At 61.4% G+C, this 21,058-nt stretch carries 12 protein-coding genes and 1 tRNA gene; 12 read left to right on the top strand and 1 reads right to left on the bottom strand.

The window, feature by feature from the left end; translation table 11 throughout:
* Nucleotides 1-114: 114 nt before the first annotated feature.
* The 3 genes from AAA021_RS00730 to AAA021_RS00720 all read left to right on the top strand — a co-directional run bounded on the left by AAA021_RS00730 (nucleotide 115) and on the right by AAA021_RS00720 (nucleotide 3,413).
* A complete protein-coding gene (locus AAA021_RS00730) occupies nucleotides 115-867 on the top strand; it encodes an NAD-dependent protein deacylase (RefSeq protein ID WP_349087569.1) in 753 nt (250 codons plus the stop codon).
* Nucleotides 868-962: 95 nt separating this feature from the next.
* The gene (gene folP, locus AAA021_RS00725) at nucleotides 963-2,711 is read left to right on the top strand and encodes a dihydropteroate synthase (RefSeq protein ID WP_349087568.1); all 1,749 of its coding nucleotides are present in this window, start codon (nucleotides 963-965) and stop codon (nucleotides 2,709-2,711) included.
* The gene (locus AAA021_RS00720) at nucleotides 2,712-3,413 is read left to right on the top strand and encodes a hypothetical protein (RefSeq protein WP_006235776.1); all 702 of its coding nucleotides are present in this window, start codon (nucleotides 2,712-2,714) and stop codon (nucleotides 3,411-3,413) included.
* A 196-nt stretch (nucleotides 3,414-3,609) separates the two neighbouring features.
* Here the strand turns inward: AAA021_RS00720 and AAA021_RS00715 are convergent, their stop codons facing one another.
* The gene (locus AAA021_RS00715; RefSeq protein WP_161115240.1) at nucleotides 3,610-4,383 is read right to left on the bottom strand and encodes a type III pantothenate kinase; all 774 of its coding nucleotides are present in this window, start codon (nucleotides 4,381-4,383) and stop codon (nucleotides 3,610-3,612) included.
* Between the two features lie 196 nt (nucleotides 4,384-4,579).
* Between AAA021_RS00715 and AAA021_RS00710 the strand changes: the two genes are divergently transcribed.
* From AAA021_RS00710 to AAA021_RS00670, 9 genes are all read left to right on the top strand, one after another.
* Nucleotides 4,580-4,656 (top strand) — tRNA-Met (locus AAA021_RS00710).
* Between the two features lie 447 nt (nucleotides 4,657-5,103).
* A complete protein-coding gene (gene bilR, locus AAA021_RS00705) occupies nucleotides 5,104-7,134 on the top strand; it encodes a bilirubin reductase, long form (protein WP_240125875.1) in 2,031 nt (676 codons plus the stop codon).
* A gap of 447 nt (nucleotides 7,135-7,581) precedes the next feature.
* Nucleotides 7,582-7,977 carry a transposase gene (locus AAA021_RS00700; RefSeq protein ID WP_349087567.1) on the top strand — a complete coding sequence of 132 codons (396 nt, stop codon included), beginning with the start codon at nucleotides 7,582-7,584 and terminating at the stop codon, nucleotides 7,975-7,977.
* A gap of 284 nt (nucleotides 7,978-8,261) precedes the next feature.
* Entirely contained in the window at nucleotides 8,262-11,144 is a 2,883-nt protein-coding gene (locus AAA021_RS00695) for a proton-conducting transporter membrane subunit (RefSeq protein WP_349087566.1), read from the top strand.
* A gap of 12 nt (nucleotides 11,145-11,156) precedes the next feature.
* Nucleotides 11,157-11,744: an NADH-quinone oxidoreductase subunit NuoB gene (gene nuoB, locus AAA021_RS00690; protein WP_349087565.1), complete on the top strand. Its 588-nt coding sequence runs from the start codon at nucleotides 11,157-11,159 to the stop codon at nucleotides 11,742-11,744.
* Nucleotides 11,744-12,487, top strand: a complete 744-nt coding sequence (locus AAA021_RS00685) for an NADH-quinone oxidoreductase subunit C (RefSeq protein ID WP_195443995.1) — start codon at nucleotides 11,744-11,746, stop codon at nucleotides 12,485-12,487. The genes nuoB and AAA021_RS00685 overlap by 1 nt, the downstream gene beginning before the upstream one ends.
* A gap of 5 nt (nucleotides 12,488-12,492) precedes the next feature.
* A complete protein-coding gene (locus AAA021_RS00680; protein ID WP_260699074.1) occupies nucleotides 12,493-13,581 on the top strand; it encodes a nickel-dependent hydrogenase large subunit in 1,089 nt (362 codons plus the stop codon).
* A gap of 7 nt (nucleotides 13,582-13,588) precedes the next feature.
* Nucleotides 13,589-13,930, top strand: coding sequence for a 4Fe-4S dicluster domain-containing protein (locus AAA021_RS00675; protein ID WP_349087564.1), 342 nt, complete (start codon nucleotides 13,589-13,591; stop codon nucleotides 13,928-13,930).
* Between the two features lie 469 nt (nucleotides 13,931-14,399).
* Nucleotides 14,400-20,984, top strand: a complete 6,585-nt coding sequence (locus AAA021_RS00670; protein ID WP_349087563.1) for an FctA domain-containing protein — start codon at nucleotides 14,400-14,402, stop codon at nucleotides 20,982-20,984.
* The last annotated feature ends 74 nt before the right edge of the window (nucleotides 20,985-21,058 follow it).

Raw genomic sequence — 21,058 nt, 5'->3', positions numbered from 1 at the left:
CAGGCTTAAGATTAGCGCAACAGGGGCGGTGGTGGGCACCGCGCGTGCTGACCCAAAGGCCGCATGCTGGGACATCGCCCGACGCTGCCCGACCAACAAGGACGGAGGACTCATATGACGCAGGCGATAACGGACTCCAAACAGGCCTCCGCCGCGCTGGCGGAGCTGTTCGGCACCCACAAGCGCGTGGTCTTCTTTGGCGGCGCGGGCGTTTCCACGGCGAGTGGCATCCCCGATTTCCGCAGCGTGGACGGCCTATATCACCAACAGTTTGCCTACCCGCCCGAGACCATGCTCTCGCATGGCTTTTACGAGGTGCACCCGGCCGAGTTCTTCGACTTCTACCGCACCAAGATGATCGCGCTTGGCGCCAAGCCCAACCGCTGTCACACCAAGCTGGCCGAGCTGGAGCGCGCCGGCAAGCTAAATGCCGTGGTGACGCAAAACATTGACGGCCTGCATCAGATGGCCGGCTCACAGCGCGTGTTCGAGCTGCACGGATCGGTCCATCGCAACATTTGCCAGTCGTGCGGCGCGGTCTATAGCGCCGAGTGGATTTGCTCGCGCGAGCACGAGGACGCCGCGGGCGTGCCCGTGTGCCCCGCGTGCGGCGGGCGCATTAAGCCCGATGTGGTGCTCTACGAGGAGCCGCTCGATGAGCATGTGCTGACCGGCGCCGTTGCCGCCATCGCCGCGGCCGATGCCCTCATTGTGGGCGGGACCTCGCTCGTGGTGTATCCGGCGGCAGGCCTTACGCGATACTTTACCGGCGATACGCTGGCTATTTGCAATCTTGCTCCTACCGATCAGGATGCAAATGCCGACCTGCTGATTTCTTGCGACATCGCGGCCGCGTTTGCGTTCTAGCCCGCGCGCGCGGATACAATAGAAAGACTGAGTGCAAAGCGACCCCGCCGCCAGCTCCCCAAGCTCGGCGGCGTGGGCATTTTAGGAGGATGTTCATGGCGAACGACAGCAAGACATGGCGGTGCGGAAAGTACGAGCTCAGCTTTGACCGTCCGCGCATCATGGGCGTCCTCAACGTGACGCCCGATTCGTTTAGCGATGGCGGGGAGCACTTCGACCCGGATGCCGCCATCGAGTACGGCCTGGCGATGCTCGACGCCGGCGCCGACATCATCGACGTGGGCGGCGAGTCCACGCGCCCCGGCTTTACCCCGGTCAACCCCGACGAGGAGGCTCGCCGCGTGCTGCCCGTGGTACGCGCGCTGGCCAAGGAGGGCGCCATCGTCTCGATCGACACGCGTCATGTGGCGGTTGCCAAGGCGGCCGTGCGCTGCGGCGCCTCGATCGTCAACGACGTGACCGGCTTCACCGATCCCAAGATGGTCGAGTTTGTTAAGACGAGTACCTGCGGCGTCATCGTGATGCATGCCGGCGAGGTCGCCGCGCCCACCCGCACGCACGCAACGGTGCAGCTCGATACCTCGGCAGCGGCGTTTGTTGCCGAGAAGGCGCGCGAGGCGGCTGCCGAGGCCGCGCGTGAGGCCGAGAAGCCGGCTCGCCGCCGTCGCGGCAAGCTGCTGGGTGAGCCCAAGGTTGAGGCCAAACTTCCGGGCGGCGTGGTGCAGCCCTCGTTGCCGTTTGGCGAACCGGAGCCCACGTCCGAGCCCGCAACCGAGCTGGGGCAGGAGACGCCGGCCGCCGAGCAGGTTGCTGCCGCCGAGACCGTCGCGCCCGCGCCCGAGGCCGCGCCCGCAGCCACCGAGGTCGCATCGGAGTCCAATGACCACCTGGCAGCCATGATGCGCCGCAGCGCCCGCCGCGAGGAAGCCTACGTGCCCACCTCGCAGCTCCGCCGCTTCACCCTGCCCGATTCGGCGCCCATCATGCGCCGCGTCATGGGCTTTCTGTCCGACCAGGCCCGCACGCTCATCCATGCCGGCGTGTCTCGCGACCGCATCTGCATCGATCCTGGCCCGGGCTTTGGTAAGTCGGCTAACGAGGACATCGTCATCCAGCGCGAGACTGCCAAGATGGCGTCACTGGGCTATCCGCTCATGTGCGCCGTGTCGCGCAAGCGTTTTGTGGGCGCCATCTCGGGCGTGACCGAGGCCGCCGAGCGCGATGCCGCTACGTTTGGCGTGTGCCTGGGCGCCATCCAGGCCGGTGCCAACATCGTGCGCGTGCACGACGCCGCGGGTTTTGCGCAGTTCCTGAACGGCTACTGGGCGGTTGCCAAGCCGCAGCCGCGCCGCGCGTTTGTGGCCGTGGGCTCCAACCTGGGGCATCGCTGCGACAACATCCGCGCCGCACGCGAGATGATCGCCGAGATTCCACTCACCTGCGTGTCCAACTCCTCCAAGATTTACGAGAGCGAGCCGGCCTACGAGACGCGCCAGGACGCGTTTGCCAACGCCGTCATCGAGATCAAGACCGAGCTGGCGCCGCTGGTGCTGCTCGATGAGCTCATGAAGATCGAGGCCGAGCTTGGGCGCGACCGCTCCAAAAAGGCCAAGGCCAACGGTCCGCGCACCATCGACCTGGACCTGCTGTGGATGGACGGCGAGACCCACGGCGGCAAAAAGCTGCGCCTGCCGCATCCTCTCATTGGCGAGCGCGACTTTGTGCTGGTGCCGCTCGAGGACCTGATGCACGACCCGGCGCGGTTCTTCCGCTACAACGGTGTCGAGGTCAAGGAGCCCGAGGACCGCGTGGGTCATATCGTGGGCGAATTGGGGCGTATGTAGATGATCGAGATGAATGCTGTTGCCGCCGGCACCGAGCTCGACGCGGCACGTGACGCGGGCCGCGAGGGCGTGTCCGCGGGCTGGTGCGCATGGAGCGCGGGCAACGCTTCGCTGGCGTTTTCGCTGGTCGTGCGTCCGGATGTGAATATGCACGCCTTCCATGGCCTGCCGTTTGTGGCCGCGATGGGTATGATGGACGCGCTCGTGGGCACGGCTTCGACGCCGGGGTTGGGCCTTGCCGGTAAGGTGGGTATCCAGTGGCCGAGCGATATCGTGTGCGGAACGCCTGCGTTTGAGACGTCGCTCGCGCGTGTTGCCGTGAACGGCGGTGCCGGTGCTGCGGGCATGTTCGGTGCCGTGACGGTGGATATTGAGCGTTCGGCGTTGAGCGAGCTTGGTGTGGACGTGGCTGACGAAGCGCTGGTCGAGGCGCTGGCCGCCGCCGTGCTGGCCCGCGTGGACGCCTGGGCGGTTGTTGCCAACACGCCGCAAGGCGCCGCAGGGCCGCTGGCTCCCGTGCTGGGCGAGTACTTCGACATGGTGCCGCTGCTGGGCCGCCAAGTTGCGGCGGTGTCGCCCAACGGCCTGCCGCTTGCGGTCGGTGTGTTTGCAGGCCTGGACATCTGGGGCCGCGCGACCATTAAGACCGATGCCGGCGAGCAGGAGTTTCCGCCCGAGGCCGTACGAATTCGCGGACTGTAACGCGAGGCACCCGCGCTCAAAGATAACGATGACAACGAAGCCCTCTTCGGCCTGTGCCGGGGAGGGCTTTGCGTGACTGCGGGGTAGCACCTCGGACCTATTCCTCAAAACTGAAAATTTTTCGATTTTGAGGAATAGGCTTGGCGAGCATTTGCGGGGACTGTGGCATCGGGCGTGCTCGACTTAAGCCCCTGTCCTATCCCAGCTCCTGCATGCGGCGGTAGATTTCGCAGATACCCTTGATGGTGAGCTGTCCGTCGACCACGTCGAAGGCATCGGTCGAATCGGCGACGATGCCGGCGAGACCGCCTGTGGCGATAACGGTGGCATCGTCGCGGCCCAGCTCGCGCTTCATGCGCGCGACCAGGCCTTCGGCCATGGCGGCGGCGCCCATCACGGCGCCGACCTTGATGCATTCCTCGGTGTCACGGCCGATGGCGTGCTCGGGCGCCTCGAGCGGAACGCTGGCGAGCTTGGCAGCGCGGGCAGCTAGCGCGTCCATGGAGATGCGGATGCCCGGCGCGATCGCTCCGCCAATGTAATAGCCGTCCTCATCGATGACGTCGATATTGGTCGCGGTACCAAAGTCCACCACGATCGCTGGCGCGCCGTAGAAAGCTTCGGCTGCGACGGCGTTAGCTACGCGGTCGGCGCCCACGGCCTGGGGTCGCGCCGCACGCAGCTTGGTCACGGCGGCCGTCTGCGGCCCGATGACGATGGCGTCTGCGGCAATGCGGTCGGCCACAGCGTGCCATTCGCGCGAGAGCTGCGGCACCACGCCGGCAAAGGCGATCGCGTCGACCGCGCCGAGCGAGAGGTCGTACATCTTAAAGAAGCCCATCAGGCGCACGTGGATCTCGTCGGCGGTATAGGAGCGGTCGGTGGGCATGCGCCACGACTGCACCAGCTCGTCTCCGTCAAACAGGCCCATGGCCGTCTGCGTATTTCCCATATCGATAGCGAGCAGCATGTCTACTCCCAGTGTCGGCATAAAAGGACGCGCACCATTGTATACGTGCCGTCGACGGCGCTCGGCTGCGATTCGTTTACGGTGATAGGGGCTGAGGGGTTTAAATATGAAGGAATTATGCTCTACGAGATTTTCCTTGCCGTTTACCGAACTCCCGCGTAATATTCTTTCTTGCGCACATGAGGCGCCCAGACATTGCGGGGTGGAGCAGTCTGGTAGCTCGCCGGGCTCATAACCCGGAGGTCGTAGGTTCAAATCCTGCCCCCGCGACCAAGAACTTGCAGCTCGTCGGCCTAGCCGGCGAGCTTTTTTGTTATTTCGGGACCGTGTTTTCGGTCCAATTCTCGGCCTCTCAAACAAAATCTCGATCTGTAACATCTAGACCCGATTTGGGCGGCTAGGTGTTACAGATCGAGATATACCGGTGGGTTGGGTCGTGTTTGTCTAAATCTGTAACACGAGGGACGGATTTTGCCGAGTTGTTGTTATAGATTGAGATTTTCTAGCAGGCGGGTTTGGTTTGTCTCGATCTGTAACAGTAAGACCCAGTTTTGCCGCGTAACTGTTACAGATTGAGGCAAACCGACGGGCCGCCCTGCCCCATCCACCTGCCGCTACCTGCTGTCCGCCGATTTCCGTTGCGCTGTTGTATTCCCATGCCATATCCTCTAGACAACTACGCGGCAACATCGCCGCCGCGCCTACAAGAGAGGAATGTCCATGACCGCACCTGCATCCAAGCTGCTTCAGCCCATTACGGTTGGCCCCCTTGAGCTCAAAAACCGCATTATGTTTCCGCCGCTGACCACCGGCTACGAGGAGCGTGACGGCTCCATTGGCGAGCGCAGCCTGGCTTTTTACGAGCGCTTGGCCCGTGGCGGCGTGAGTTACATCGTCATCGGCGACGTTGCTCCCGTCATGACCGCAAGCCCCACGCCCAAGCTGGCGACCGACGCCCAAATCCCCACGTTTAAGGCCCTGGCCGATGCCGTCCACAAGCACGGCGCCAAGGTCGCGCTGCAGCTGTTCCACCCCGAGTACGACGTGCCCGGTGTCGGCCGCATGGTCATGGGATCCATGGCCGCCGCCAAGGCCGCGCAGGAGGCCAAGGCCGCCGGCGACGAGGAGACCTTTGCCGCCAAGATGGCCGAGTCCAACGAGATCCGCAACCAGGCCTACGCCAAGCTGCACCACGACATGCAGCACTTTGTGAACGAGGCGAGTGTGGAGCAGCTCACCCAGATCAAGGAGGCTATCGCCGCCTCGGCCGCTCGCGCGCAGCAGGCCGGGATCGATGCCATCGAGGTCCACGGCGACCGCCTGGTAGGTTCGCTGTGCTCGGCCATCCTCAACCAGCGCACCGACGAGTACGGCGGCTCGTTCGAGAACCGCGTTCGCTACGCGCTGGAGGTCGTCGCTGCCATTAAGGAAGCCGCGCCGCAGCTGATGGTGGAGTACAAGCTCCCCGTGATCATGGAGAACCCCGACGGCACGCCGCGCGGCAAGGGTGGCCTGCAGCCCGACGAGGCCTGCGAGTTTGCCAAGCTGCTCGAGGGCGCGGGCATCGACATGATCCAGGTCGCGCAGGCCAACCACACCGGCAACATGGGAGACACCATTCCGCCCATGGGCGCCATGCCCTACAACTGGACGCTGCCCGTGGCCGAGCGCGTCAAGGCCCTGGTTTCCGTGCCGGTGGCAACCGTCGGCCGTGTTGTCTCGGTCGAGGCCGGCGAGAAGATTCTGGAAGACGGCGCGGCCGACATCATCGCCTACGGCCGCTCGCTCATGTGCGACCCCGACATTGCGCTGAAGGCCGCCACGGGCGAGCCCGTTCGCGAGTGCCTCAACTGCAACAAGGGCTGCGTCGATGCGATTCAAAATCGCAGGTACATCTCGTGCGTGCTCAATGCCGAGAACGGCGACGAGGCGACCATAGCCATTAAGCCGGGCGAGGGCGACAAGAAGATCGCCGTGGTGGGCGGCGGCATCGCCGGCCTAGAGGCCGCACGCGTGGCGGCCAAGCGCGGCTACGACGTGACCGTTTACGAGGCGAGCGATCATCTGGGTGGCCAGATTGTGCTGGCGGCTGCGCCTCCGCGCAAGGACGAGATCATGCGCTCGGTTGAGTACTACGAGAAGATTCTGCCCGGCCTGGGCGTGAAGGTTGAGCTCAGCCATGCCGCTACCGCTGAGGACCTCAACGCCGCCGACGCTGCGATTGTTGCCGTGGGCGCGCACGACGTGGTCATCCCCGTTCCGGGTGCCGACTCGGACAAGGTCGTCTCGAGCTGGGACGTGCTGGCCGGCAAGGTGGAGCTTACGGGCCGCGTCGCCGTCATTGGCGGTGGCCTGGTGGGCACCGAGACTGCCGAGTACCTGCTGCAGCGCGGCTGCGAGGTGGCGATTGTCGAGATGCTCGACAAGATTGCCGCGGGCGAGTCCGAGACCATTCTGCCGCTGATTATGAGCGACTTTGCAGAGCACAACGTGGAGCAGCACGTGAAGACCCGCCTGACCGCCATTACCGACGAGGGCGTGGAGGCCATTCGCACTACCGAGGACGGCGCCGAGGAGCCGGTAAAGATCGCCTGCGATTACGTGGTGATGGCCGTGGGCTCCAAGGCCAACGCGTTTGACCTGGATGGCGTGACGGTGCCCGTGACCTGCGTGGGAGACTGCTCGGGCGAGCGCACCGCCGACATCGCGAGCGCCATTCGCACGGCATATCACGCGGCCAACGAGCTGTAGTTAACTTCGCGGCCAGGCGGGGCGGTAGCACGGATCCGTCTCGCCCGGCTGTGTCCCGTCGGATGTCAACCGGTGCGGGGCCTGCAAGCGCGCAGGTCTCGCCCTTTTTGTTTTGCTCCGGTGGATGGCAATGCGCGGTAATCATGAGGAGTGAGGACGTCTACTGCCTCGCAGATCACTCAAAATTATTGGGGGAGGGGTTAATAACCATATCCTCTATACCAAAGGACATAAAGAGATGCCAATTTTGTTGACAAGCGAATGACGATTAGCCGTGAGTCAGCTACCAGCGTAAATAATCGATAAAGAAATGTCGTAATTTGGTGCCAAATGCCCAGATAACGCCGCGTCTATTTTAATTAACTGCTTTGAGCAAACAGTAAAATGCTACTATCTAACTTGCACGTAAGAAGGCAGATTAACGGTTAAGGCTAAGAAGTGGCAGGTATGTCGGAAGCAACTAGGACTCGCACGCATGCGCCCGAGGTTAGGCAGCGCGCCGTCGAGATCCTCCAAGAGGGGGTCGGTCATCGCGCCCTCGCTGCGGAGCTTGGCATTCCCCAGGCCACGGCTCGTCAGTGGGCCCGCGCGTATGCCGTGGGCGGTGCCGACGCCGTTCTCAATGCCGGTTCGCATCATCACACCTATTCGTACGACGTAAAGCTCGCTGTGGTTAAGGACCGTCTGGAAAACGGCTTGACGGTTCGCGAGGCCATGATCAAGCACAAGATTCCCAGCGAGTCTTCGGTCAAGGCTTGGTGCCGTCAGTACCGTGAGAGCGGTGAGTCCGCACTGGTCGATAAGCTGCGCGGTCGCAAGCCGCGCGTTAAAAAGGCGGAATAGCAAACGGGATGGTGCGCCCACGGGGCGCATTTTTCTTGCCGCGCCAACTTTTTGGACCGGCGCGAGCCTATCGGGACATCCTCCAACGTAGTCAATAAACCGCGCGCAGTGGCCCGCGCGTCTGTCGTTGCGGTAAGGGAGCGTCACCCCTCTACTCCAATGCGGACGTACCCTTGCCCCGTACGCCTAAAACTCCCCAGTTGACCGAAAACCTGCCGCCGCTATTCCTCAATTGAGCTATAACGTTAAACAATTGCAGCGTTTTTGCATGGGGGAGTGATGGTATGACGCTACTGTATTTCCTTACCCTGTTTCCGCTGGTACCGGCGCTGGGCATGCTGCTCGCGCGCGGTGACCGCGCCCGCGATGCGGTGGGGCTCATAGGCTCCGGCATTATTATGGCGGTGACAGTTGTAGTCGCCGTCATGTTTTTTGGCATGGGTCCGCAGAGCTTTGAGGTTGCCTCCGGCACCTCGCATGTGCTCTCGATCATCAGCTCCGTCATCGACGTCATCCTGTGCGCCGTAATCCTGTACAACGCGTACAAATATAGGAACGCGCTCGCCACGGTGCTCGGCATAGTCCAGCTGGTGGGCTCGTTCGCCTTTGCAGCCATGACGCTGCCCGCGGTCGAAGCCGTCACGGCGACGCCGCTCTACCTGGACTACATGAGCGTGATCATGGTCCTCGCCGTCGGCATTGTTGGCAGCCTCATCTGCGTGTATGCCTTGGGTTATATGAAGGACTTCCAGGCCCACGACGAGCACGAGGCCGCACTGCGCGGGCAGACCGCGCCCGACCGTCGCCCGCAGTTCCTGGCGCTTATGTTCCTGTTCCTCTCGGCCATGTTCGTCATCGTGACGAGCGACAACCTTGAGTGGCTGTTCTGCGGCTGGGAAATCACCACCGTGTGCTCGTTCCTTATGATTGGCTACACGCGCACGCCCGAGGCCATCAAGAACGCTTTCACCCAGATCATCCTTAACATGCTGGGCGGTATCGCGTTTTTGGCGGGCCTTATGTTCTTGCACGTTAACGGCATGCCGCTGACCATCTCGGGCATGATCGAGCTTTCCGGCGCCGGTACCGCGCAATCCGCACTGCTGGTGATGCCGGTCATCCTGTTGTCGCTCGCCGCACTCACCAAGGCCGCACAGATGCCGTTCCACACGTGGCTGTTGGGTGCTATGGTTGCCCCCACTCCCACGAGCGCCCTGCTGCACTCGTCAACCATGGTTAAAGCCGGCGTGTTCCTAATGGTCAAGCTGAGCCCGCTCTATGCTATCTATCCCGTAACCGGCTTTATGGTCACGAGTGTGGGCGCCATCACGTTTTTGCTTGCTGCCCTCATGGCCATCTCGCAGAGCAACGCCAAACGCGTGCTCGCGTACTCCACCATTTCCAACTTGGGCCTCATCAGTGCCTGCCTGGGTGTCGGCGCGCCCGAGGCCGTATGGGCGGCCATCTTTCTGATCCTGTTCCACACGGTGGCAAAGTCGCTGCTGTTCCTGTGCGTGGGCACGGCCGAGCATCATATCGGCAGCCGCGATATCGAGGACATGGACGGTATGTTCAGCCGCATGCCGCACCTGACGCGTCTGATGATGCTGGGCATCATGGGCATGTTTGTGGCGCCGTTTGGCATGCTCGTGTCCAAGTGGGGCGCCCTGGTGGCGTTCGCGCAGACTGGCAACGTGCTCATGATCATGGTGCTGGCCTTTGGCTCGGCCGCGACGTTCTTCTTCTGGGGCAAGTGGCTTGCCAAGCTTTCGGGTGTCGACCCCACGGCTCAAAACGTTGAGGTCAATGTCCATAAGACCGAATGGATGGCCCTCAACACCATCGCCGCGCTGCTGATTCTGTGCTGCGTGGCGTTCCCGGTTATCTCGAGCGGTCTGGTGTCGCCTTACTTGGCCATGGTGTTTGGCCGCGTGCCGTACGTTATTGGCAAGGACGCCATGTACCTGATGGTGGTTATCGTGGCGTTTATCGCCGTGGTGCTGCTGACTTCATTCCGCGTGAGCAACAAACCGCACGTCAACGTGTACCTTTCGGGCGTGGGGACCGACAAATATCGCCATTTCCGCGGCTCGATGGGACACGAGGTGAAGGCCGAAAAGCGCAATTGGTACTCGGAGGACGCCCTTGGCGAGAAGCGTATTGGCCCCGCGGGTAGCGTCGTGTGCTGCAGCATTATCTTGTTTGCGCTGCTGTGTTGCGCGTGGATTGGGCCCGAGCGACTTGCCATGAGTGCGCCCTCGGTGCTGCGCGGCAAGTATTTTGAAGGTTCGGGCGTCGTGGGCATTTTTATTGGCACCGTGGCATTTGCCTTACTGGCGCCGCTTGTGGGCGGCCTGATCGACGGCATCGACCGCAAGCTGTCCGCCCGCATGCAGGGCCGCGTGGGCCCGCGCCTGCTGCAGCCCTTCTACGACGTTGCCAAGCTGCTGCGCAAGGCCCCCGCCAGCGTAAACACCATGGACGATACCTATATGGCGTGCGCGCTCATCTTTACCGTGGTGGGCGGCGGCATCTTTGTGTCGGGCTCTAACACGCTACTGTGCGCTTTTATGGTGACGCTCGCCGCGATCTTTGTGGTGCTGGCGTCCGCCTCGACGCAAAGCCCGTTTGCCCAGGTTGGCGCCGATCGTGAGTTACTGCAGGTTATGAGTTACGAGCCCGCCGTTTTGCTGATGAGCGTGGGCCTGTACCTTGCCACCGACAGCTTTGATTCCATCGCCGTGACGGGGCAGTCGGTCCCCATCATCGTGCACAGCGCGCCCATTTTCCTCGCGTTGCTCGCGGTGCTTACCATCAAGCTGCGCAAGTCGCCGTTTGACCTTTCGTACTCGCATCATGCGCATCAGGAGATCGTCCAGGGCGTCGCCACCGAGATGAGCGGCGGCACGCTGGCCAAGATGACCCTTATGCACTGGTGCGAGACCGTGCTGTTTTTGATGTGGGTGGGCATGTTCTTTGTCTGGGACAACCCCGTGAGCTGGGTTGTAGCCCTGGTCGTGATGGCCGCGACGTATTTTGTCGAGGTCCTGATCGACAACACCTTCGCCCGTAGCACCTGGCGCAGCTGCGTTAAGCTCGGCTGGGGTGTGGCGCTGGTGTTTGGCCTGCTCAACCTTATGCCCATCCTCGTCGACGTGTTTATTTAGGAGGCGGCATCCATGGATCATAAAATGTCGCGCTCACCGTGGGTTATTCATTACGACGGTTCGAGCTGCAACGGATGCGATATCGAGGTGCTGGCCTCGCTCACGCCACTGTTCGATGCGGAGCGGTTTGGCGTGGTCAACACCGGCAACCCCAAGCATGCGGATATCTTTTTGGTGACGGGGTCGGTCAATGCCCAGAACCTGCCCGTCGTGCGCCAGATCTACAACCAGATGCTCGAGCCCAAGTGCGTGGTGGCCTGCGGTATCTGCGCGTGTTCGGGCGGCGTATTCCGCGATGCCTATAACGTGATCGGCGGCGTGGACCGCGCGATTCCCGTGGACGTGTACGCGCCCGGGTGCGCCATTCGCCCCGAGACGGTGATCGATGCCATCGTGGAGGCGTGTGGCATCCTGGACCAGAAGGAGGCCGTGATGCGCGCCGGCGGCGACCCGCTTACCGTGGGCGGCGCCGCAACCTGGGACGGTGGCGTTGAGCTGGGCGAGGACGGGTTTGTGGCTGCGGGGGCCGGGGCTGACGATGCGCCTGCTGGGACGTCCGCGGCCGGCGACGCGCCCGCCGCTGCAAAGGAGGGCGAGTAATGCAAAAGGCTATCTATACTACCGTCGGGATCGATGAGCTCCTGTCACATGTCCAGGCGCTCAAGGGCGTCGGCGCGCGCTTTGTGCAGATGCATGCCGAGCGCTGTGTGGACGACGGATCGTATCGCTTGGTCTATACGTTTATCGACGTTCGTGCTGCTCAGGAGCATATTGCGCAGGACGGCAGCTATGCGATCGAGAACCTGGTGGTTGAGGGCATCGACCAGTACCAGGAGATTCCGTCCATCAGCTCGTACTATCCGGCGGTATTCCCGTTTGAAAACGAAACGCACGACCTGTTTGGTCTTGCCATCACCGATATGCAGATTGACTTTAAGGGCTTTTTCTACCAGGTCTCGACTGCCGAACCCATGAGCGTTATCACGCCCGAGGTGAAGGCCGCGCGCGAGAAAGCCATGAAGGTGCGTGCCGCCGCCGAGGCCAAGGCGCGCAAGGCCGCTGCCGAGAAGGCCGCCGCGGCTGCGGCTGCTGCAGGGGAGAGCGCTGCGAGTGCCGGCGATGCTTCGGCTGCGGCGAGCGCCGGCGACGCCGCGGGCGTCGCTGCTCAGCCCGCTGCGGCTGCCGGCTCCGATGCTCAGCACGATGAGGCTGCTGCGAAGGCCGCGCTCAAGGCCGCCGAGATGGAGGCAAAGCTCGCTGCCATGGATCCCGAGAAAGCGGCCAAGGTCCGCGCGGCGCTTGCCGCCAAGGTCGCCCGCGACAAGCAGAAAAAGGAGGCGTAAGGTCCATGGCACATCGCTCCGTTATTCCGTTTGGCCCGCAGCACCCGGTGCTGCCCGAGCCGCTTCATCTGGACCTGGTGATCGAGGATGACCGCGTCATCGAGGCAATTCCTCAGATCGGCTTTGTGCACCGCGGGCTCGAGAAGCTCACCGAAAAGCGCGATATGCATCAGTTTGGCTACATTGCCGAGCGCATCTGCGGCATCTGCGCCGTGGGCCATAGCTGCGGCTATGCCAGCGCCTGCGAGCGCATGCTCGGCATCGAGGTGCCTGGCCGCGTGCAGTATATCCGCACCATTCTGCATGAGCTTTCGCGCATTCACTCGCATCTGCTGTGGCTGGGCCTGCTCGCCGACGCCTTTGGCTTCGAGGCGCTGTTCTATCGGTCATGGACCCTGCGCGAGCAGATACTCAAGATTTTTGAGAGCACTTGCGGCGGGCGCGTGATTCTGTCGATTAACGAGATCGGCGGCCTTAAGCACGATATCGAGGACTCCGAGCTGGCGGGCATTGTCCAGACGCTCGATGCCATGCGTCCTGACTACGAGGCCCTGGTGCATACGTTTTTGGACGACAACAGCTGCGGCGAGCGCCTGCATGGCGTGGGCGTGATTAGCAAGAAAGACGCGCTGGAGCTTTCGATGGTCGGTCCGTTTGGGCGCGCCTCGGGCGTGGATTACGACGTGCGCATGTTCGGTGACGGCGCCTATGCGGACTTGGCCGCGTTTGAGCCCATCGTTGCTACCGACGGCGACTGCTATGCCCGCTGCCAGGTTCGTTGCGCCGAGGTCACGCAGACCATGGACATCATCAAAGAGCTGGTGGGCAAGATCCCGCACGACGGTATCGGCGGGCGCACCAAGCTTACGCCGGCCGACGGCGCGCGCGGCGAGGTTGTAATTGAGCAGCCGCGTGGCGAGGCGTATTACTATGTGCGCGGCAACGGCACCAAGAATCTGGACCGTTTTCGCGTGCGCACGCCGACGTCGCAAAACCTGGCGGGTCTGACGCATGCGCTGCAGGGCGTGCTCCTTGCCAACGTGCCCATGATTATCCTGACCATCGACCCCTGCATTAGCTGCACGGAAAGGTAGGCACGGCATGAGTTTGCTGACATTTGCCAAGACGGCCTTGGGCTCTATGGTCGAGCAGCCGGTCACGGTGTGCTATCCGCAGGAGAAGCTGACGGCGCCCGAGCGCTTGCGCGGGCATATCGTCAACGACATGGACGTGTGCATCTGCTGCGGCATGTGCGCGCGCCGCTGCCCGGCGGGCGCGCTCACGGTCGATCGCAAGGGTGGTACCTGGTCGATTGATCCGTACGCTTGCGTGGTGTGCGGCGAGTGCATCGAGAGCTGCCGCAAACACTGCCTGACTATGGACACCTCCCGCACTCCAGTCGCAGCGGACAAGACTCCCACAGTAGAAACCAAGCCGGAATAGCGCTGGAATAGGGGCCGGTGGGGCAAAAATGCCCCACCGGCCCCGCGCTTAAACGCGCGGTTGTGCCGTCGCGAACAAAACTATGCCGGATTACGGGGCTAGATAGCGAACCTCCGACCATACGGAAAATCCCAAAAACAAAACCGCAGGTAGATAGCCTGCCGTTTTTCAAAAAATGGTGGTATGGATGAGGGCCCCGACTTTAGCTCCGTAATCCGGCATAGTTTTGAAATGACACCATATCGGTGACAGCCCTTGATCCCCCGGGGACGGAGGAAAACGGATCATTTTGACCTGTTGGCTCCGAGTCGCACCCGTTTTCCTGCGAAAACCCTCGTGTCTCAACTTTGGTGAGACATTTGTCTCACGTCCAAAATCAAATCTGGAACGTGTGTCACCTGCCCTAATTGTGTCTCATTTCGTAACTTTAGGCTGTTGCAAGGTCTGAGACCGCGAGAAGGGAGAAGCGATGAGTAAGTACACGAGGGGTCTCCTGGCGGTGATACTGGCCGTAGTGCTAGTGTTGCCGGCTGCAGCATTTGCCATGCTGCCCGAGGCCAATGCCAGGTCCAGCACCGGTATGGACGGACCGGAAGCGACAAAGATAGTCGACCACGACACCAGCAACCATTGGAAGTTCTGGGCGGGCGGTTATGACGGCAGCAAGGTCACGACGCAAAACGTCGGCCGAATTTGGACGGATAAGACGGTCCAAGCAATCGATGACGGGAAATCGGACTTTTTGACCACGCTTTCGGCGATGTCTTCGACATCCGATACAACGTCGCTGGTTTCCAAGCCGCTCGACATCGTGATGGTGCTCGATGCCTCTGGCTCAATGGATGATTCTATGGATGGCAAAGGGTCCCCCAAGCGCATCGATGCGCTCAAGAATGCTGCCAACCACTTTATCGACACCATTGCCGAGCAGAATGCAAAAATCAAGGATGCTCCCAAGCAGCATCGGGTTGCCATTGTTAAGTTCGCAGGCAAGAAGAAGGATGAAATCGGCAACGATACGTATCGCGATAATAATCGAAACAAGTGCAACTACTCGCAGACCATGAAGCCCCTGACGCCGTGTGTCGGTGATGACGCAACGAGCCTTAAGGAAACGGTCAACTCCATCAAGCCTAACGGCGCCACGCAGGCTGATTTCGGTATGCAGCTGGCCCAGGGAATCACCTCTGAGCGCGAGGATGCTCAGAAGGTCGTTGTGTTCTTCGCCGATGGCTCACCTACGAGCTTTCGTGATTTTGAGCCCGCGGTCGCTAGGGACGCCATCAATACCGCCAAGGACATAAAGAGTGGCGGGGCGACCATTTATGCCATCGGTATCTTCAACGGTGCGAAGCCGGGCGACGATCCAACAAGCAGCGACACGAGCAACGAGAATAAATTCATGCATGCCGTGTCGAGCAACTATCCGAATGCCACATCGTCCGTAAGCTATGGCTTTTTTGGAACTGAGGAGTGGAATGTCAATTTTGGTAACCCCGTTGCCGGTGCCAGCTACTACAAGTCGGCGACCAACGCCGCCGAGCTTGATCAGGTCTTTAAAGACATCTCGAGTGCCATTACGTCGGGCAAGGGTTTCCCGACCAAGGTCGAGGGCAACAATCCCAACGGCTCCGGTTACATCACATTCGAGGATGAGCTGGGTGCCTTCATGCAGGTCGATAGCTTTACCGGTGCCGAGTACAACGGTGAGACCTATGGCGCCGCCACTAAGTCTAGCGACGGCAATATTGATACCTATACGTTTGACGGCAAGCTCGCCCATCTCGTAATTACGGTCGATCGCGCGGACGAGAACAATCCACAGCGCGGCGACATCGTGACGGTCAAGGTCCCCGCATCGCTCATTCCGCTGCGCCGCTTTACCGTTGACGAGTCGGCGGGCACGTTTGTCGTCGATGCCATCTCGCCTATCCGCGTGGTGTATGCATCGAGTGTAAAGGCTATTGCACGCAAAAACCTGTTTACTCCCAATAACGTTCCGGGGCTGCAGGATTATATCGACAAGCACAGGGACGCCGATTCCAATACCGTTAGCTTCTACGCCAACAAGTGGACCGGCGACGATGCGGGCGATACGGTCGCGAGCTTTGAGCCTGCTGCTACGAACGGCTACTACTGCTTCCAAAAGCTAACGCCCGTCTACACGGATGCGGCTTGCACCAAGCTTGCAACGGAAAAGCCTTCGGGCTCTAAGACCTATTGGTACAAAGATGAGTTTATGGCGCAGAACTCGTCAGGCGCGCCGTACGATGATTCCGTTTCGATTCCGGTTAAGGGAAGCGAGCTTGAAAGCTTTGAGGGCGCTTTGGTAAAGGATGGCGACCACTGGTCGATTAAGGCTGGTACCGCGCGCCTCGCCTTTATCAATCAGCTCCACACCACCAAGGAGCGTGTGGGTGGAAACCCGACTGACACCGCACGCGACGTAATCAATCCCCAGTGGAACAACACGAAGGTTGTTTCCGGCGCGACGAAGGTCAATGTTTATCTGGGCAATAACGGCAAGATTAGCTTTACGCTCAATACCAAGCCGACAACGTTGACAACTGCCGACTTTGGCCTGGTCAAGGTGCTCGAGGGCCGCAACTGGACGGATGAGGACAAGTTTGAGTTTGGTCTGACGTCGGAGAACAGTGCCCCGATGCCCGAGTCCACGACTGCGGTTGCAACAGAGGGCCATGCGTACATTAGCTTTGGCGAGATTGCCTATGATAAGCCGGGCACGTATGTCTACAAGGTTTGCGAGAAGAACGCTGGAACCACGCTCGACGGCATCGCCTACAGCAAGAACGTTGCAGAGTTCACCGTGACAGTGAAGCCCAATGAGAAGGGCAAGCTTGAGGCTTCTGCGACGAAGACCTCGGGTGAGACCGAGTTCAAGAACACCTATGCTGCGGATCCTGTTGAGTCCAGTGTTACCAGCCAGATTGCAGTTACCAAGGCCCTGACCGGTCGCGACCTTACGGCCGACGAGTTTAGCTTTGAGCTGCGCGAGGTTAAGGGCGAGGACTCCGCGCTTATCGAGACTGCCAAGAATGATGCCGAAGGAAACGTTGCGTTCAACGCCATCAAGTACACCGAGATCGGTCAGCACACCTACACGCTGTGCGAGGTCAAGGGTAACGCCGGCGGTATTACCTACGACGAAACCGTCCACACCATCGTGACAACCATCAACGATAACGGCAAGGGCCAGCTGGTGGCTACGCATAAGCTGCAGGGCGCCGAGGACGTTACGAAGATTGAGTTTAAGAACGCCTACAGTGTGACTCCCGAGAGCTCCAGCGTCACCGACCGGATCACCGCGGTCAAGTCCCTGGACGGCCGTGACCTCAAGGCCGGCGAGTTCTCCTTCGAGCTCGTCGAGGGCGAGGGCGAGGACGCCAAGGTTGTCGCTACCGGCACCAACAATGCCGAAGGCAAGATTACGATGAGCCCCATCGAGTACACTGCTGCTGGCAAGCACACCTACACGCTGCGCGAGGTCAAGGGCAACGCCGGCGGTATCATCTACAGCGATGCCAAGTTCACCATCGAGACCACTATTACCGACAACGGCGACGGTACGCTTAGTGCCACGCATGTTCTGAAGGACGTCAAGGTTGCCGAGTTCAAGAACTCCTACAACGTGACCCCCGAGAGCTCCAGCGTCACCGACCGGATCACCGCGGTCAAGTCCCTGGACGGCCGTGACCTCAAGGCCGGCGAGTTCTCCTTCGAGCTCGTCGAGGGCAACGACGTCGTCGCTAGGGGCACCAACGCTGCCGACGGCAAGATCACGATGAGCGAGATCACCTACAACGAGCCCGGCAAGCACACCTACACGCTGCGCGAGGTCAACGGCGGAACCACCAGCAAGGGCGTCACCTACAGCGATGCCGAGTACACCATCGAGACCACCATCACCGACAAGGGCGACGGCACGCTCGAGGCGAAGCATGTCCTGAAGGGCGACGACGAGGCGAAGTTCAGCAACAGCTACAAGCCGAATCCTGACGAGTTCAGCGTCAGCGACCAAATCACCGCGACCAAGGTCCTGACTGGCCGCGACCTCAAGGCTGGCGAGTTCTCCTTCGAGCTCGTCGAGGGCGACAAGGTCGTCGCCACCGGCACCAATGCCGCCGACGGCAAGATCACGATGAACGCCGTGAAGTACACCGAGGCCGGCAAGCACACCTACACGCTGCGCGAGATCAAGGGCGGAACCACCAGCAAGGGCATCACCTACAGTGACGCCAAGTACACCATCGAGACCACCATCACGGACAATGGCGACGGTACGCTCAGTGCCACACATGTTCTGAAGGGCACCGAGCCCGCCGAGTTTAAGAACTCCTACAGCGTGACCCCGCTCGATGCAGAGCTCGACTTTGACCTGAGCAAGGCCATCGACGGCCGCGACTGGACGGACTCCGACAAGTTCAGCTTTACCATCACCGCTCCCGAGGGCACCCCGCTGCCCGATCCCGCAACCGTAACCGTGAGCAAGAAGGACGCGAAGGACGGAATCGCCGTCATCAAGTTCGGCAAGATTCGCTACACGGCTGCCGGAACCTACAAGTACGAGATTCGCGAGAACGCGGGTAATACGGTCGGCATGACGTATGACTCCCACGTCGCGACCGCCGAAGTAACCGTGACCGAGGACGGCGATGGCAACCTGACCGCCAACGTCACCAAGAAGGAAAACGGACGCTTTACCAACACGTACCGCACTGAGCTTAACTACACCGCGGCCGGCGGTCTGTGGCTCAGCAAGTATCTGGACGGCCGCCCCATGACCGAGGGCCAGTTCACCTTTACCGTGACACCTGCTGACGACGCCTCGGCTCGCGCGCTCGGTCTGCTGCCCGGGGCCAACAGCTTCAAGTCCCCCGAAGCGGCAGAGGCAACGGTCGGACTGATCGACATTCTGGCTGGTCATGAGGTTAAATTTACGCAGGCTGACGCCGGCAAGACCTTCAAGTACACCGTGGCCGAAAAGAACGACGGCCAGCCCGGTTACACCTACGATGACGCCGTACGCACGGTGACGATCGCCATCGCCGACGACACCGCCGGTATGCTCACTGCTACGACGACCGTTTCCGGTGGTCCCGAGGGCACGCATGAGACGGTCCACAAGAGTGGCGAGAACAAGGTCGAGAAGGCCCTGGTGCCGTTCCACAACAGTTACAGCGCTACGACCAACACGCCTGGTGGCACCGCTGCTCAGGTCGTTGCCACCAAGACTCTGACCGGTCGCCCGATGGCCGACGGCGAGTTCTGGTTCGGCATCGCCTATCAGGGTGAGCTTGTGGCATACGAAAACCTCAAGCCCAATATCGGCGGGCATGTGAGCTTTGATGCGCTGCACTACGACACCGAGATGCTTGCCAATCTTGAGGCGGCTGGGCTTGCCCATCGTACCGACAAGGACGGTAAGCTCGCTTGGACCATTAACTACACGGCCTACGAAGATTTATTCGGGCTGCCGAATGGCGTTTCCGCTACAACGTGGAGCTTTGGCTTTAAGGTTATCGTTGTCGACAACGGTGACGGTACCCTGACGGCAACGGTCGACTACGGTGGCGTCGAGCCCTTGTTCGAAAACGTCTACGGCGCCGAGGCCGTGGATGCCGCACTCATCGGCACCAAGAAGCTTCAGGCAGCCGAGGGCCTGACCCCGGCTGACATCGCGGGCAAGTTCACCTTTACCGTGACCGCCGACGAGGCTGGCGCCCCGATGCCCGAGCGCACGACCGTAACCAACGACGCAGCCGGTAACGTGGACTTTGGCAAGATCCACTTTACGCTCGAGGACCTCAACCGCGCTCTGGGCGTGACGGACGATGCGACCGATAAGGCCGAGGCGGACGAAGCTGACGGGGCCGAGGCCGACGAGGCAGAGGCTGAAGAGGCCGACCCCGCCGCTGACGCCAATGTCGACGAGTCCGAGCCTGCGGCCCCCACCGCTCCGCGCTCGCACACCTTTGCCTATACGGTGACCGAGACCGGCAGCGCCCCTGGCGTGACCAACGATGCCAACGCCACGCGCAAGGTTTCCTATACCGTGACTGACGACGGCGCCGGACATCTGAGCGTCAAGCGCGAAGGCGACGACGGTGCTGCCTTCACGTTCACCAACACCTACAGCGTAACGCCTACCGATTCGTCCGTGACCGATCAGGTCAAGACGGTCAAGCGTCTGACCGGACGCGACCTTGCAGTCGGCGAGTTCACGTTCGATCTGCTCGAGGACGACGTGGTTGTCGCAAGCGGCACCAACGACGCCAACGGCACTGTGACACTGAGCCCGATCCGCTACGAGGCGCCCGGCACGCACACGTACACGCTGCGCGAGGCTTGCCCCAATGCGCTTGGCCTGTACAAGGGCGTCACCTATGACGGTACGACCTACACCGTCGTGGCCACCGTCTCTGACAACGGCGATGGCACACTGGCCGTGACGCACAAGCTCGAGGGAACCACCGAGTCGGCTGGTTTTACCAACAAGTATCACGCCATGCCCACCCAAGTCTCCATCGGCGCCATCAAGGTGCTCGAGGGACGCGAGCTCAAGAAGGACGAGTTCAGCTTTAAGCTCGTTGGCGAGGGCATCGAGTCCACCATCACCAACGATGCCGACGGTAAGATCAGCTTCGACAAGTTTGAGTACGACGAGCCCGGTACGCACGTCTACACCATCAGCGAGGTCAAGGGCGACGAGATCGGTATGACCTACGACAAGTCCGTCTTTACCGTGACCGTCAACGTGGTCGATGACGGCGAGGGCAACCTCAAGGCGAACGTCGCCTTTACCAAGGGCGACAAGAGCGTCGAGGGTATCGTGTTCAACAACACGTACAAGAAGCCCGAGACGCCCGTGCCGACGCCCGATCCCGGCACGCCCAAGACCGTGACGAACATCGTCAAGACGGTCAAGGGTTTCCTGCCCACCACGGGTGACCAGCAGGCCGCCGCTCTGCTTATGGCATTTGTTGTCGCCATGGCCGGCGTCGGAGCCTTGGTCTGGGGTATCCGTAAGCGCTAGGCACGCTGGCAACGCCCGGGGCCAAAAGGCCCCGGGCGGCTGGCGGGGAGCCAGAACACAGCCCCCACCCCCAT

The sequence above is a fragment of the Collinsella sp. CLA-JM-H32 genome (assembly GCF_040098165.1).
In the GTDB taxonomy this organism is placed as follows: Bacteria; Actinomycetota; Coriobacteriia; order Coriobacteriales; family Coriobacteriaceae; genus Collinsella.
The sequence above is the reverse complement of the archived record's forward strand: the minus strand, read 5'-3'. Positions and strand labels throughout refer to the sequence as shown.

What these genes read in the sequence shown, in the direction of transcription:
- AAA021_RS00680 (WP_260699074.1), top strand. Translation starts at nt 12,493, where the DNA reads ATGGCACATCGCTCCGTTATTCCGTTTGGCCCGCAGCACCCGGTGCTG.
- AAA021_RS00695 (WP_349087566.1), top strand. Translation starts at nt 8,262, where the DNA reads ATGACGCTACTGTATTTCCTTACCCTGTTTCCGCTGGTACCGGCGCTG.
- AAA021_RS00685 (WP_195443995.1), top strand. Translation starts at nt 11,744, where the DNA reads ATGCAAAAGGCTATCTATACTACCGTCGGGATCGATGAGCTCCTGTCA.
- AAA021_RS00715 (WP_161115240.1), bottom strand. Translation starts at nt 4,383, where the DNA reads ATGCTGCTCGCTATCGATATGGGAAATACGCAGACGGCCATGGGCCTG.
- AAA021_RS00720 (WP_006235776.1), top strand. Translation starts at nt 2,712, where the DNA reads ATGATCGAGATGAATGCTGTTGCCGCCGGCACCGAGCTCGACGCGGCA.
- AAA021_RS00670 (WP_349087563.1), top strand. Translation starts at nt 14,400, where the DNA reads ATGAGTAAGTACACGAGGGGTCTCCTGGCGGTGATACTGGCCGTAGTG.
- AAA021_RS00730 (WP_349087569.1), top strand. Translation starts at nt 115, where the DNA reads ATGACGCAGGCGATAACGGACTCCAAACAGGCCTCCGCCGCGCTGGCG.
- AAA021_RS00700 (WP_349087567.1), top strand. Translation starts at nt 7,582, where the DNA reads ATGTCGGAAGCAACTAGGACTCGCACGCATGCGCCCGAGGTTAGGCAG.
- AAA021_RS00675 (WP_349087564.1), top strand. Translation starts at nt 13,589, where the DNA reads ATGAGTTTGCTGACATTTGCCAAGACGGCCTTGGGCTCTATGGTCGAG.
- bilR (WP_240125875.1), top strand. Translation starts at nt 5,104, where the DNA reads ATGACCGCACCTGCATCCAAGCTGCTTCAGCCCATTACGGTTGGCCCC.
- nuoB (WP_349087565.1), top strand. Translation starts at nt 11,157, where the DNA reads ATGGATCATAAAATGTCGCGCTCACCGTGGGTTATTCATTACGACGGT.
- folP (WP_349087568.1), top strand. Translation starts at nt 963, where the DNA reads ATGGCGAACGACAGCAAGACATGGCGGTGCGGAAAGTACGAGCTCAGC.